A 14593-nucleotide genomic window follows, 5' to 3' on the forward strand; every position below is an offset into this window, starting at 1 on the left:
TATTTGTCTACTTATTCTATAGACTTTATAAAATTAAATGACAAAACTTCGACCTATCCTTTTTATTTTATTCCTCTTTACAGTGCAATACGCACATAGTCAAGGCAATAATCTTATTGAATTATCCGGCCACATTATTGACCAGGAGTCAAAACAACCTATCTCGGGAGTAACCGTACTCGTCGAAGGAACAGTCAACGGTACATCGACCAATGATAAGGGAGATTTCAAATTGACCACAAGAGCAAAATACCCGTTCAAACTAAAAGTATCAGCAGTAGGATTCGCAGCACGAACCTATGAGATCACCGGCCCTGAATCCAATTTAAATCTGGAACTGCTCACGCAGACTATATTGGGAAAAGAAGTAGTAGTCACTGCTTCCAGAGTAGAGGAAAATATTCTTAAATCTCCGGTAGCGATTGAAAAACTTGATATACGAGCCATTCGTCAGTCTCCTGCTCCCAGTTTTTACGATGCCCTGGAAAATGTAAAAGGTGTTCAGATGACGACTTCCAGTATTACCTTTAAAATCCCAAATACAAGAGGATTTAATATCCCTAATAATTTTCGTTTCGTACAACTGGCTGATGGTGTAGACATGCAGGCTGCCACTCTTGGCGTTCCGCTTGGAAATGCAATTGGACCTACCGAACTGGATATTGCCAGTATAGAGATCACTCCCGGAGCTTCATCCGCATTATATGGCATGAATGCCATTAACGGTATGGCCAATCTGCTTACAAAAAATCCTTTTTTGTATCAGGGACTCAGTGTATATAGCAAAAACGGACTTAATCATACAGGAGGTACAGGACGCGAACTTAGCAATCTGACTGAAAATGCGATCCGCTATGCTAAAGCATTTAACAACAAATTTGCATTCAAAGTCAATCTAAGCTATCTGAGAGGAACAGACTGGCTATCTAATTCATATCAGGACCAGAATCCGAACAACCTTGTAACAGCCAATCCTTCCTACCCTGAATTAGACGGCATCAACAATATTGCATATGACGGGTGGAACATCTACGGAGATGAAAATAATAATGCTGTGACGGTATCAGGATTAACATATAACGGCAAGTCTAATCAATCATTAATCGTCAGAAGAACGGGTTACAAAGAACAGGATTTATCGAAACCTACTGTTGAGAATCTCAAATTTGATGCTGCACTGCATTACCGGCTAAGCGAAAATGCGGAACTATCCTATAGCTACCGTTTTGGACGTATGGATGGTGTATTTCAAAGAGGTAACAAAATTCAACTTGACAATGTAAGAGTACAGAATCATAAGTTAGAGTTAAAAGGAAGCGATTACAACATCCGCACCTATATTTCTTCTGAGAATACCGGCGATTCATACAACATCAAGCCACTGGCAGACAATCTGGATCTTACCCATTTATCCAATAATGCCTGGAGAGATAAATTCAAATCCTCTCTGCAAACACAGCTCAACAACGGAGTTGCTCTGGCTGATGCAGCCCGACAAGCACGTGCCGATGCGGATCTGGGGCGTGTAGAAGCCGGAACAAAGGCTTTTGATGAACTCAAAAACACAATTATCGGGATCAACAACTGGGATCATACCAATGCAGGCGTATCTACCGGAACAAGTACCGGAGGTGCAAAACTCAAACAAATGAGCCGTACCTATCATGCAAACGGACAATGGGATCTTTCCCGTCATGTAGAAGTGGTAGACATACTGTTAGGTGCAGATGCGACTATTTATGAAGTTATACCGGACGGAAACAATTTTGTAGATTTCAAAAGACCTGTTGCCGAGCGTAATATCCCTTTGGAAAATGGCTCTTTCGGAGAAAATGTATACTATAAAAAATTCGGAGGATTCACTCAGGTAACCAAATCTCTGCTGGAAGAAAAGTTAAAGCTTTTTGCTTCCCTTCGTGTAGATTATAATCCCGAATTCAAAGCCAAATTTAATCCTAGGTTTGCTGCCGTATATACACTAGCTGAAAAACATAATTTCAGAGCTTCTTTCCAGAACGGCTTCCGTTTCCCGGCACTCTTTGAGGCCCTTTCTTTTGTCAACAATGGGAATGTACGTCGTGTAGGAGGACTTTCCTATATAAATGAAGGCTTAGGCTATCTGGACAATTCATACACACTGGCCTCTGTCAACAATTTTAATGCAGCAGTGAATAAAGATGTAGCAGGAGGATTAACAGCAAATGATGCTGCATTAAAAAACAAAGGACTTCTGACCGTCACCGATCTGAAAGCCACCGACCCCGAACGTATTACTTCTTTCGAAATCGGCTACAAGAGTGTGATTCTGGATAACAAACTGGCTATTGACTGGGATATCTACAGCAATGTATATCACGGTTTCTTAGGACAGGTAGAGGTAGCAGTCCCCTCTACAGACCGCATCACTACAGATGCTTCTGTAATCGATATGCTGGCTGCAAATCGTACTAAACAAACCCGATACAGAGTATATACCAATGCTAAAAACAGTTATAATAACTATGGTAGTTCATTGGGACTGACCTACAATTTTTACGAAAAATATACCCTTTCCGGAAATATTAATTACAGTGCCATCACTGAAAATAAAGAGAAAGATATCTTCGTCACCGGATTTAACACACCTAAATGGGCGACTAATCTTTCTTTTGGCAACAGAGAAATACTGCCAAACTTCGGATTCAATATTGTGTGGAAATGGCAGGATGCCTTTGACTGGGAGAGTCCGCTCGTCAATGCAAGGGTAAATGCATACAGCAATATCGATGCGCAGGTAAGCTACAGAGTCGGAAAAGCAACCATAAAAGCAGGTGGAAGTAACATCTTTAACAAGCACTATATTCAGTATGCCGGAGGTCCGACACTCGGAGCCTTATATTATACGGCTATTACTTTTGACAATATTTTATAGCACTTAATGATCTCCTCATAATTGGTTTATTCAAAGAAAGGCTTTCCCCTCCCCGGGGAAAGACCTTTATGTTATTAATGGACACTGGACATATCCACTTTATTTTTACCTTGTTTGATCGTCAGTACAAAAGGCACACAAATCAGAAAAACAATTCCCAGATACAGAAATACATCCATATAAGAAAGCACTGCGGCTTGTTTGGTGACAGAAAGATCCAGCAGCTGATGCGCTTTAGCCAGTGCTTCATTTGAACTGAATCCCTTAGACATAAAATTAGCCTGCATTTGCTGTATACGCTGCTGCACTTCAAAACTGCTGGAGTCCAGATGTGACACCAGATCTACCCGATGCTTTTGTGAATCTCTGGATATAAAAGTTGTGATCAAAGCTATACCGAAGGATCCGCCAAGCTGACGCATCATCCCTGTAAATGCGGCACCCTCTCCGATTGCTTTTCCCTGTAAAGTAGAGAGAGATAAAGTCATCACCGGTACAAATAACAGTCCCAGACCTACCCCCCGGATAATCAGCGGCCAGAACATATGCTCCGATCCTGTATCATTCGTCAGGATACCATACATAAAAAATGAGAAGCCGAAAAATATACACAAGCCTACTGCGACCATATATTTTTGTGGTAAGCCAGCCTGAATCATTTTCCCTATAAACGGCATCATCAATCCGGTCATAATCGAACTCGGGATAAGCAACAATCCTGCATCCGTAGCAGACCAGCCCAGAATGGACTGCGTGTAGATCGGAATAATAAAGGTGGAACCAAACAAACCGAATCCCAGAATAAAACTCATAATAGTTCCTACCTGCAGGTTTTTATCTTTCAGCACCCGAAGATTGACAATCGGATTCTTGTATGTCAATTCGCGCCAGATAAAGAAAAACAACCCAAAGAAAGATAAGATCGACAGCGTGACAATCGTACGGTTCTCAAACCAGTCGTCCTGCTGTCCGTGTTCAAGCACATACTGCAGCGATCCGATAAACATAATCAGAAAGACCACACCCCACCAATCCACTTCACTGGCAGACTGTTTCTTACCATATTTCGGACTTCTGACGAAAGATAAGGTTAAAAGTGTCGCGATAATACCCAAAGGCACATTTATATAAAATATATACGGCCACGAATATTCATCTACGATATATCCACCCAACGGAGGACCTAAGGTAGGTCCCACAATGACACCCATACCGTAGATAGCCTGTGCCATACTTCTTTTTTCAGGAGGATAACTCTCTGTGATAATCGTCTGTGCTGTTACCAGAAGCGCACCTCCGCCCATACCCTGAATAAACCTGAAGAAAACAAGTTCCCAGATATTGGTTGCATTACCACATAAAAAGGATGCAACCGTAAAAATTATAATGGAAGCTGCGAAATAGTTCCGTCGTCCAAACTGTTGTGAAAGCCAGCTGGTCATCGGGATAACGATTACATTGGCAATAGCATAGGCTGTGATCACCCATGCCACATCTGTCAATGTAGCGCCCAGAGAGCCCTTCATGTCATTCAAGGCTACATTGACAATAGTCGTATCCACAATTTCCAGTAAGGCACATAATACAGCCGTAATCGTGATGACTACACGACGGAAACCATATTCAACCAGACTATCCTGTTGTAATGTTTCCATATCTATTTTACATGAACGTCAACGTCCGCATTCATTCCCGGACGCAATAATGCGATTTTGTCAGTTGTATTTTTATCTGTCAATCTGATTTTTACAGGAAGACGTTGTACCGTCTTCACAAAGTTACCGGTCGCATTATCCGGAGGTAATAAAGAGAAACGGGATCCTGTAGCAGGAGAGAAAGAATTAATCTCACCTTCAAATTCTGTATCCGGGAAAGCATCTACTTTAATAGTTACTTTCTGACCCGGACGCATTTTATTCAGCTGCGTTTCCTTAAAATTGGCTACAACCCAGGTTTCACTGTTGTCAACAATATAAAACAACGATTGTCCGGGATTAATCATCTGACCCGGCTGGATTTTGATATTCGAGACCTGACCATCTACAGAAGCTAACACAGTAGTATAAGAAAGACTGAGATTGGCCGCATCAAGAACCGCTTTTGCACGTTCAATATTTGCCTGTGCAACTGAAGTTTGCTTAGAAGCAACCGTAGTCTTACTCACAACCGCATTACGCTGAGATGCACTTGCATTACGTTGTTGCTGCAGAATCTCTACCTGTTTCTCCGCTTCCAGCTTGGCTGTTAAAGCCTGCTCGTATTGTTGTTTGGTGATAGAATGATTGTTATACAGATTTGAATACCGTACATAATCGTTATTAGCCTGTTCAGCACGTATTTTGGCAGCATCCACACTACCTACATTAGATTTGATGCTTGCGTCAGAGATCGCTACATTGGCCGAAGATGCAAAAACATCTGCTTTTGATACCTCCAGAGAACTCTTCGCAGCCAGTAAAGCAGCCTGAGCCTCCTGTACTTTTACCAGATAATCCTGAGGTTCAATTGTGAACAGCGTATCCCCTTTTTTTACGATATCATTATCCTTTACAAATACTTTAGATACATATCCGCCTACACGAGGGATAATAGGACTCATATTCTTGTCTACCTGTGCATCATCTGTCGTCTCATGAGCCTGACCATGTAAATATTTATATGTACCGTATCCACCTCCCAGCAGTACCAGAACCACCAGGATGATGACAAATTTTTTATTTGATTTTTTACCTTCTTTATTATTAGTTTCCATAACGATTATTTCTGATTGATTTCTCCATTAGTCAATAGTAGATCATAATACTTCTCTACTGTATTTGCTTTCCCGATAGCCAGATTGATCCTGCTTTGCAGTTGTTGTACGTCAGCTTCCAGCAGATCGTCAGTATCTGCCACACCGTTATCATACTTATCTTTTACGATTCGGAAGTTTTCATTGGCCTGATCTACCGCCTGTACATATACCCTGTCCTGTGCTTTTGCCAGTTCATAGTTTTCATTAGCTTGCTGTACCTGAACTTTGATCTGATCATTCAGCAGACTCATATTATCCTCTACCTCACGAACTTTATTGCGGGCAACATTTACATTCTTTTTATTCTTATACACTGAACTGATATCATATGACACTCCTACACCCACATTCATAGCATTCTTTACGGTGATGACATTCTTTACATCCATTGCCGTATAGCCACCTGTAGCAAACAAAGTGGGATAGTTAGCGGCTTTAGCAATTTTCACCTGGTTCAGGGCTACATCATGCTGTGCCTCCGCAGCTTTCAGATCCGAACGATGAGCCACAGCTGTCTCCATAGAAGCGTGCAGATTCGGAACATTCACTGTTTCCAGATCTATCTGTGCAAATTCAGTCTGTTCATCCAGTTTCAGAAAATTCGCCAGTTGATAATTCATCACTTTCACATTCTTCTGCGCTTCCTGTTGCGCCACCAGATAATTAGACAATTGCAATTCTGCCTTCAACAGATCGTTACGGGCAATCACTCCATTTGTTTCCATAGCTTTAAAATCCTCAACACGTTGTCTGGCACGTTTGATATTTTCTTCAATCAGCAGATTTGTCTGCTGTGCCTTATACAGATTCAGATATAAGGACAATGCCCGCTTAGCGAGCTGGTCTTTTGTCGCCAGTGCTGACCATTGTTCAGCTTTCAATGCATTTTCAGAAGCGTGGATACTTTCCGTGATCTTACCACCGGTATAGATCGGCATATTGATCGTAGCTCTTCCCAGCATAAGCTGATTAGCTTTGATATCAGGTGCACCTCCCTCTCCCCCGAGTGGTATATGGAAATTGATATCCGGAGTGGTCATCAACATATACTGGCCGCTTAATTGTGCTTCCGGTAGCTGACTGTTTTTTGCAGATTGTACTTCTAACCTGCGGCTTTCGATTTTGGTATCGGACAAGTGGGCTTCTGTGCTTTGTGTACTGGCTAATTGTATAATTTCAGCCAGAGTCATCTTACGTTTTTCCTGAGAAAACCCATCCAGATGAGCAAACACTAAAAGTGCACCCAATCCCAATAATTTAATTTTCATATGTGAGTAGTGCTTTAATATTCTTTTGTAAATAATGAACCAGTTCTGTTTCAATGTAATTGGAATACGCTTCTTCCGAATCCATATTCAATGCTGATTTGAGAAATAAATAGTTCATTTGAAAATTCATAAATGTACCCATCAGCGTAGCATGAATATGTATATAGCTATTTCCAGGCTGAAAAACTCCTTTATCCACTCCATCCTGAACAACTTCTTCAATTACACGTAGATTGTGGTATTTAAGCTCCTGAAATGACTCCGAAAGCAGCAGCTTACGCTTAATAGTCGATTCGACAGCTATGACCTGATATAATCCACGGTTACAATTCATCGATTTGACGTATAACTCAATCATCTTATCCACTTTTTCCATCGGAGATGAAATATCCTTCAAACTTTCACCATTCATTTTAAAATTCTCCACGCGTACATTGATCAATGTATCCAGCAGCCCCTCTTTCGATCCGAAGTAATAATTGATCATAGCCACATTTACGTTGGCTTCGCTGGCAATATCCCGAACAGAAGTTCCGTCAAACCCCTTTATCGAAAAAAGATTCTCGGCGACATTCAGTATTTCCAGTTGCTTTTCGTTTATCTCCATGATAAGACATTTATTTTTGATGGGCCAAAATTAAACAAACGTTTAATTTAAACAAATGTTTAATTTATATTTTTTGCATAGATGACATTGAAATGAAAAAGAAGACATTAAAAAATATCGTAAACACCTTTACAACAACATATTAACATAATAAAAATGATTTTAGGGGAAGTCAGACAGCCAGTTAGCCATCAGGGTGCAGAAAAGGAAATCCGCAATATATATAAGTAAAAAGAAGATAAAATTAAAAACGTTCACGCTAAAGAACTAACTTAATTTTGTCACTTGGGACAGCAACAAATCTAAAATAGCGGTAGAAAAAGTAATTAAAGCAGTCAATGAGTATATCTGACGGCATCAACTGACACCTCAGCCTGCTTTTAATTTAATATATTAAAGATCATCTCTCTTAAAATATCATCCGTACCGGTATTGCTGCCTACATTCATTCCCTTTGATTTGAGATCTGCTTCTTTCAAATGATTTATAATATCAAAAGTCTTACGACGGTTATAATTCCGTGCTGCGATCTCATATTCTTTTATAAAAAAAGGATGAACCCCCAGTTCCTTGGCAGCAGCAGATTTATCGGGAAGGTAATGATACTTTAATACTTTTGTAAAGTAACCTCCCATTGCTCCCAACACGACTACTAACGGATTATTCTTAGGGTTTGCAGCAAAATAATCGACAATCTGGTACGCTTTCAGGGCATTCCGCTTGGCCAGAGCCGTATTCAGTTCAAATACATTAAAGTCTTTGGATATCCCGATATTTCGCTCTATATCCCCTGCTCCTATTTCCGTAGATTTTGGCACATTCAACATCAGTTTATCGAGCTCATTGGATACCTTGGAAAGGTCCGTCCCCAAATACTCTGCCATCATAGCTGCAGCCTGCGGATGAATGGACCAGCCACGATCCTTCACATAAGAAGTAATCCAGCCAGCCACCTTATCCTCATATAGCTTGTTAGACTCTACGACTTCACCTGCTTTTTCTATAGCCTTGTAAAGTTTTTTACGCTTATCAAATTTACCGTACTTATAGTTGAAGACCAGCACTGTACTGGGTGTAAGATGCTCCACATAGTTTAACAGGAGTTCCTCCCCCTGTTTCCACTTCAGATCCTGTGCTTCTTTAATCAGGATAACCTGATGGTCACTCAACATAGGATAGCGCTTTGCTGCATTCACGATCGTAATAAAGTCGGTGTCCTTACCATATAAGATGGTCTGATCAAATCCCTTCTGTGCATCATCCAGCACCGAACTTTCAATAGTATCACTGATCAGATCAATAAAGTAGGGTTCCTCCCCGTGTAAAAGATAAACAGGTTTGAGTTTTTTATTTTTGATATCCGAAAGAATAGGACTGACATTCATACCCAACAAAAATACAAATTAATTCCCCTTCCCTCTGTTGAAACTTTTAAGAATTTGAAGGATTTACGATTTACAACAGATTTCGTATCTTTGCACATGTTTACGCCCATTCCCTTAAATTTACCACCTTTTTCAGCTAAACTATCGAGGGAAAACGATATCATATTCATCTATGATGAGTTACGTAAAAAAAAGCTGGTGCTGACACCGGAAGAATGGGTAAGACAACATTGGATCAATTATTTACATCAGGAAAAGAAATATCCAAAATCCCTGATGAAAACAGAAGGAGGGCTAAAGTTAAATACCCTTCAGAAGAGAAGTGATTTGCTTATCTATAACAATAAGGGAGAAAAGATATTACTCGCAGAATTCAAAGCTCCTCATGTAAAGATTACACAATCTGTATTTGAGCAGATTGCAAATTACAATACGGTACATCAAATCCCGTTATTGTTAGTAAGTAATGGATTGGATCATTTCTATTGTAAGATCAGTTTTGAGACAAAATCTTACGAATTTTTAAAGGATTTGCCTGACTATTTCGTCATCTGACTTAATTGTTGGCTGGATGTAAAACATATAGTTCAACATATACAACTTTTAAAATATAGTTTTATATTCGTCTTAATAAAAGGAAAATTAATATTATGAACATAGATAAAAACGAATTCAGAAAATATGCTATCAAGCATCACCGTATCGGAAGCCAACATGTGGACAGCTTCATTTCACGTGTTCAACAAAATATGCCAACTAACCTGACACCTTACATTGTTGAAGAGCGTCAGCTAAATGTGGCACAAATGGACGTATTCTCCAGATTAATGATGGACCGCATCATCTTTTTAGGAGATGCCGTGACGGATCAGGTTGCAAATATTATTCAGGCACAATTATTATTTCTTCAGTCTACGGATGCACAACGTGATATACAGATCTATATCAATTCACCGGGAGGTAGTGTATACGCCGGATTAGGAATATACGACACTATGCAATACATCTCTCCTGATGTAGCTACGATCTGTACAGGTATGGCTGCTTCTATGGGAGCCGTATTATTAGTAGCCGGAGCCAAAGGTAAACGCACAGCATTGAAACATTCACGTGTCATGATCCACCAGCCATCAGGTGGTGCTCAGGGAGTTGCTGCAGATATGGAAATCAATCTTCGTGAGATGCTTAAGCTGAAAGAAGAACTGTACACTATCATAGCGGAGCATTCAGGTCAATCGTACGAATGGGTAGAAAAATCTTCTGACCGTGACTACTGGATGAGAGCTGCAGAAGCAAAAGAATTTGGAATGGTAGACGAAGTATTGTCTTCCAAAAAAGAAATCAAATAAATGAGCAAAAATAACACAAAAGATATTCGCTGTTCGTTTTGCGGCATCAGTAAAAATGATGCGCAAATGCTGATTGCCGGAGACGGCGCTCACATCTGTGACCGCTGTGTCATGCAGGCCAATGAAATATTGGCCGAAGAGCTGAAGCAACGTAAGAGCAAATCTTTACAGACTGCTTTAAAACTAATCCGTCCGCTGGAAATCAAACAGCATCTTGATCAATACGTTATCGGTCAGGATGATGCTAAAAAAGTAATTTCGGTAGCGGTATACAATCACTATAAACGTCTGAATCAAAAGGTAGATAAAGACGATATTGAGATTGAAAAGTCAAACCTGATCATCGTAGGTGAAACAGGAACCGGAAAAACACTACTGGCCAAGACAGTAGCTAAAATTTTGAATGTACCGTTCAGCATTGTAGATGCTACAGTACTGACAGAAGCGGGTTATGTGGGCGAAGATGTGGAAAGTATACTGACACGTCTTTTACAAGCAGCAGACTATGATGTAGCTGCCGCAGAACGTGGTATTATCTACATCGATGAAATCGATAAGATAGCACGTAAAAGCGATAATCCTTCTATCACCCGGGACGTATCCGGAGAAGGAGTACAACAGGCGCTGTTAAAAATATTAGAAGGAACAGTAGTCAATGTACCTCCTCAGGGCGGACGTAAACATCCGGATCAGAAAATGATTGCAGTCAATACCAGTAATATCCTGTTTATCTGTGGCGGAGCTTTTGACGGTATCCAGAAAAAGATCGCTAACCGTTTGAGAACGCAGACAGTAGGCTATAAGATGAGAGAAGATGAGCAGGAGATCGACTTAAACAATCTCTATAAGTATATCACTCCTCAGGATTTAAAAACCTTTGGTTTGATACCTGAGCTGATCGGCCGTCTTCCTGTATTGACCTATTTAAATCCATTAGATAAGGAAACGCTGTTAAGCATCCTGACAGAGCCCAAAAATGCATTGATCAAACAGTATAAAAAACTGTTTAACTATGAAGGTATCGAGTTAGAGTTCGATAAAAATGTCTATCAGTTTATCGTGGACAAAGCAGATGAATTCAAATTAGGGGCCAGAGGACTAAGAGCCATCTGCGAAGCAATCATGCTGGATGCAATGTTCGAAATCCCGACTTCAAGAGAAGACATTACCGACAACACATTACACATTACGCTGGACTACGCCAAACAAAAATTTGAAAAGTCAGACATCAAAAAACTGCATGTCGCGTAACTAAAAAATATAAGGCTCTCCTCAACGGAGAGCCTTGTTTATATTCGGTTCCAATCCGCTATTACTCAATACTGACAACAGTAGATCAGCGCAATGCTGGCGCTACATTGGTCATAGCCCAACGGTTTCTTATCTGCTATACCTATTGCTCATGAATACGATCTTACACAGATCTATTCCGGGCAGATGCAGTCGCATACAAAAGTTCTTTTACAGCACTTTAACAGAAAGTTAAACGGATATGCTTATACTTGCTGATCGTTCTTCTCCAATCGGCAGGATAGCGTGTATCCGATTTTCAGATATATAAAGTAACACCTATTAAAAAAATTGTTATGAGTAAAAACAAAGAAGAAAACAGCCCGGTCAAAGCCGGACTTAAATCAAAAGAAGATATCGTACACAACTGGCTTCCACGTTATACAGGAAGACCGCTGGATGAGTTTGGAGAGTATATTTTGTTGACCAATTTTTCAAAGTATCTCCATATTTTCTCCGAAATGCATGATAATGCCCCGATATACGGAACAGATAAGCCTATGCAATCAGTGACTGCAGCAGGCATCACAATCATCAATTTCGGAATGGGTAGCCCTATGGCAGCGACGATCATGGATCTGTTGTCAGCAATCGCCCCTAAGGCTGTCCTGTTTCTGGGAAAAGCCGGAGGATTGAAAAAGAAAAATAAGATCGGTGACCTTGTACTCCCTATTGCCGCAATACGGGGTGAAGGAACGTCAAATGATTACTTCCCGCCTGAAGTACCTGCCCTGCCGGCATTTGCTTTACAGAAAGCGATATCCACTACGATCAGGGATCATTCACGTGACTACTGGACAGGAACAGTATATACAACCAACAGACGCGTGTGGGAACATGAGAAATCATTTAAGAAATATCTCAAATCCATACGTGCTATGTGTGTAGATATGGAGACGGCTACAATCTTTAGTGTAGGCTTTGCCAACAAAATACCGACAGGTGCACTCTTATTGGTATCTGACCAACCGATGATCCCTGAAGGAGTAAAAACCGAAGAAAGCGATGTATCTGTAACCGCTAACTACGTACAGACACATCTTTTGATCGGTATTGATTCCCTCAAACAACTCATCAATAATGGTTTAACAGTGAAACACCTGCAGTTTTAATCCCCTCAACGGAAAAGGTTATCTTTGTATAAACAAATAAAACAGTATGTGGTATAACAATATTTTGGAAACGATAGGAAATACACCTCTTGTTAAACTGAATAAAGTCACTAAGCACCTCAAGGGGACAATCCTGGCTAAAATAGAGACAACAAATCCGGGGAATTCTATCAAAGATCGTATGGCAATCAAAATGATAGAAGATGCCGAAAAGGCAGGATTATTAAAACCGGGCGGCACCATCATCGAAGGCACATCCGGAAATACCGGAATGGGCCTTGCAATGGCGGCTGTCGTAAAAGGATACCGTTGTATCTTTACCACTACGGATAAACAATCCAAAGAGAAAATCGATGCGCTGCGTGCATTCGGTGCCGAAGTAATTGTATGCCCTACAAACGTTGAACCTGAAGATCCCCGCTCCTACTATTCCGTCTCCAGCAGACTAGAAAAAGAAGTCCCAAATGCCTGGAAGGCCAATCAGTATGATAATCCCTCCAATGCACAGGCGCACTATGAGACGACAGGCCCTGAAATATGGGAACAGACAGAAGGAAAGATCACACACCTGATAGTGGGTGTGGGAACAGGTGGTACTATATCAGGAACAGCCAGATATCTGCGGGAGAAAAATCCGGACATCAAAGTCTGGGGAATCGACACCTATGGATCTGTTTTTAAGAAATACAAGGAAACAGGCATATTTGATAAAAACGAAATATACCCTTATATCACAGAAGGCATTGGTGAGGATTTTCTTCCCGAAAATGTGGACTTCAGCGTCATTGATCTGTTTGAAAAAGTAACTGACAAAGATGCTGCACTTCTGACCAGAGATCTGGCCCGAAAAGAAGGCATATTTGCCGGAAATTCGGCAGGGGCTGCTGTTGCGGGACTACTGCAACTGGGAGCATCTCTAAAGGAAGAAGATGTAGTCGTCGTGATCTTCCATGATCACGGATCCCGTTATATGGGTAAGATGTACAATGAAGACTGGTTACGTGAACGCGGATTCCTGAAAGATGAAAAATTAACGGCACTCACTATTCTGAAAAAACGGGAAACCCAGGATATTGTAACAGCAGATGTGGATCAGACGGTGATTGAAACATTCAACACAATGAAAACACTGAATATTTCCCAGATACCGGTTACACAACAAGGAATGGTTGTCGGAAAGATAACAGAGTCTGATATTCTGTCGGCACTCCTGGAAAACCCATCCACTAAATCCGCAAACGTGCAAAGTATCAGTACAAAGCCTTTTCCTTTTGTTGATCTTAATGCCTCTATAGACAAGATTTCGGCCTTAATCAATAAGGATTCTCAGGCAGTATTGGTGGAGGATGAATACGGAAGAATCAATATCATTACGCAATATGATATTATCAATGCTATATCTGAGGGATAGTAAATATCTTTTATCAACAAGAAGGGGTATCTGATTTCAGATACCCTTTCTCTTTATATTATTTTTTCTCTGCTTCCTTTTCCAGGATAACATAGACATCTTCATTATCTTTTTTCATTTGATAGCGTTCCCGCGCTATACGTTGAATCTCACTGGGATTATTCTGTACATCCTTGATCGTCTGCTGAATACCTGCGATCTCCTTTTCATAGTATGTCTTTTCTTTTTCCAGATTAGACTTCTCTTTCTGATAACTGTATTGTGTACTGAAATCATTTCGGTCAAAGAATAACATCCATACCACAAAAGCTACACCTGCGAGCAGGTATTTGTTTCGGATAACGTACAAAAATCTTTCCATATGCCAAAAGTACAAACTATTACCTATTAATTTCTAACAAGCTAAAATTAAAGTAATTTTCTGAAAATAAAAAAGAGACTATCGTAATAGTCTCTTTCTGTATTA

General features: G+C 40.4%; 12 protein-coding genes. 6 read left to right on the forward strand and 6 right to left on the reverse strand.

Features of this window, described 5'->3' with window-relative positions; all coding sequences use genetic code 11:
- Positions 1 to 37: 37 nt before the first annotated feature.
- Entirely contained in the window at positions 38 to 2911 is a 2874-nt protein-coding gene (locus I6J03_RS02360; protein WP_003010681.1) for a TonB-dependent receptor, read from the forward strand.
- Positions 2912 to 2985: 74 nt separating this feature from the next.
- Here I6J03_RS02360 and I6J03_RS02365 read toward each other — a convergent pair whose 3' ends face one another.
- The 5 genes from I6J03_RS02365 to holA all read right to left on the reverse strand — a co-directional run bounded on the left by I6J03_RS02365 (position 2986) and on the right by holA (position 8965).
- A complete protein-coding gene (locus tag I6J03_RS02365) occupies positions 2986 to 4566 on the reverse strand; it encodes an MDR family MFS transporter (RefSeq protein WP_003010679.1) in 1581 nt (526 codons plus the stop codon).
- A 2-nt stretch (positions 4567 to 4568) separates the two neighbouring features.
- On the reverse strand, positions 4569 to 5663 hold the full coding sequence (locus tag I6J03_RS02370) for an HlyD family secretion protein (RefSeq protein WP_003010677.1): 1095 nt from the start codon (positions 5661 to 5663) through the stop codon (positions 4569 to 4571).
- Positions 5664 to 5668: 5 nt separating this feature from the next.
- The gene (locus I6J03_RS02375; RefSeq protein ID WP_003010675.1) at positions 5669 to 6973 is read right to left on the reverse strand and encodes a TolC family protein; all 1305 of its coding nucleotides are present in this window, start codon (positions 6971 to 6973) and stop codon (positions 5669 to 5671) included.
- On the reverse strand, positions 6963 to 7580 hold the full coding sequence (locus I6J03_RS02380; protein ID WP_002993751.1) for a TetR family transcriptional regulator: 618 nt from the start codon (positions 7578 to 7580) through the stop codon (positions 6963 to 6965). Before I6J03_RS02380 ends, I6J03_RS02375 begins: the two co-directional genes overlap by 11 nt.
- A gap of 380 nt (positions 7581 to 7960) precedes the next feature.
- Positions 7961 to 8965, reverse strand: coding sequence for a DNA polymerase III subunit delta (gene holA / locus I6J03_RS02385; protein WP_003010672.1), 1005 nt, complete (start codon positions 8963 to 8965; stop codon positions 7961 to 7963).
- 96 nt (positions 8966 to 9061) lie between these two features.
- Here holA and I6J03_RS02390 point away from each other — a divergent pair, with 96 nt between their 5' ends.
- The 5 genes from I6J03_RS02390 to I6J03_RS02410 all read left to right on the forward strand — a co-directional run bounded on the left by I6J03_RS02390 (position 9062) and on the right by I6J03_RS02410 (position 14127).
- A complete protein-coding gene (locus I6J03_RS02390) occupies positions 9062 to 9520 on the forward strand; it encodes a type I restriction enzyme HsdR N-terminal domain-containing protein (RefSeq protein WP_003010671.1) in 459 nt (152 codons plus the stop codon).
- A gap of 95 nt (positions 9521 to 9615) precedes the next feature.
- Positions 9616 to 10314, forward strand: a complete 699-nt coding sequence (clpP, locus tag I6J03_RS02395; protein WP_003010669.1) for an ATP-dependent Clp endopeptidase proteolytic subunit ClpP — start codon at positions 9616 to 9618, stop codon at positions 10312 to 10314.
- A complete protein-coding gene (gene clpX / locus I6J03_RS02400) occupies positions 10315 to 11565 on the forward strand; it encodes an ATP-dependent Clp protease ATP-binding subunit ClpX (RefSeq protein ID WP_002993740.1) in 1251 nt (416 codons plus the stop codon).
- Between the two features lie 335 nt (positions 11566 to 11900).
- On the forward strand, positions 11901 to 12716 hold the full coding sequence (locus tag I6J03_RS02405) for an AMP nucleosidase (RefSeq protein ID WP_002993736.1): 816 nt from the start codon (positions 11901 to 11903) through the stop codon (positions 12714 to 12716).
- A gap of 46 nt (positions 12717 to 12762) precedes the next feature.
- Entirely contained in the window at positions 12763 to 14127 is a 1365-nt protein-coding gene (locus I6J03_RS02410) for a pyridoxal-phosphate dependent enzyme (protein ID WP_003010668.1), read from the forward strand.
- Between the two features lie 58 nt (positions 14128 to 14185).
- Here I6J03_RS02410 and I6J03_RS02415 read toward each other — a convergent pair whose 3' ends face one another.
- Complete coding sequence (locus I6J03_RS02415) at positions 14186 to 14488, reverse strand: FtsB family cell division protein (protein WP_002993731.1); 303 nt, start codon at positions 14486 to 14488, stop codon at positions 14186 to 14188.
- Positions 14489 to 14593: the final 105 nt, after the last annotated feature.

This window comes from Sphingobacterium spiritivorum, from assembly GCF_016724845.1.
Classification (GTDB): domain Bacteria; phylum Bacteroidota; class Bacteroidia; order Sphingobacteriales; family Sphingobacteriaceae; genus Sphingobacterium; species Sphingobacterium spiritivorum_A.

Bases quoted from the DNA above. Each gene is read 5' to 3' on its own strand.
- I6J03_RS02365 (WP_003010679.1), bottom strand. From the start codon at position 4,566: ATGGAAACATTACAACAGGATAGTCTGGTTGAATATGGTTTCCGTCGT.
- I6J03_RS02360 (WP_003010681.1), top strand. From the start codon at position 38: ATGACAAAACTTCGACCTATCCTTTTTATTTTATTCCTCTTTACAGTG.
- I6J03_RS02375 (WP_003010675.1), bottom strand. From the start codon at position 6,973: ATGAAAATTAAATTATTGGGATTGGGTGCACTTTTAGTGTTTGCTCAT.
- I6J03_RS02405 (WP_002993736.1), top strand. From the start codon at position 11,901: ATGAGTAAAAACAAAGAAGAAAACAGCCCGGTCAAAGCCGGACTTAAA.
- I6J03_RS02380 (WP_002993751.1), bottom strand. From the start codon at position 7,580: ATGGAGATAAACGAAAAGCAACTGGAAATACTGAATGTCGCCGAGAAT.
- I6J03_RS02415 (WP_002993731.1), bottom strand. From the start codon at position 14,488: ATGGAAAGATTTTTGTACGTTATCCGAAACAAATACCTGCTCGCAGGT.
- clpX (WP_002993740.1), top strand. From the start codon at position 10,315: ATGAGCAAAAATAACACAAAAGATATTCGCTGTTCGTTTTGCGGCATC.
- I6J03_RS02390 (WP_003010671.1), top strand. From the start codon at position 9,062: ATGTTTACGCCCATTCCCTTAAATTTACCACCTTTTTCAGCTAAACTA.
- holA (WP_003010672.1), bottom strand. From the start codon at position 8,965: ATGAATGTCAGTCCTATTCTTTCGGATATCAAAAATAAAAAACTCAAA.
- clpP (WP_003010669.1), top strand. From the start codon at position 9,616: ATGAACATAGATAAAAACGAATTCAGAAAATATGCTATCAAGCATCAC.
- I6J03_RS02370 (WP_003010677.1), bottom strand. From the start codon at position 5,663: ATGGAAACTAATAATAAAGAAGGTAAAAAATCAAATAAAAAATTTGTC.
- I6J03_RS02410 (WP_003010668.1), top strand. From the start codon at position 12,763: ATGTGGTATAACAATATTTTGGAAACGATAGGAAATACACCTCTTGTT.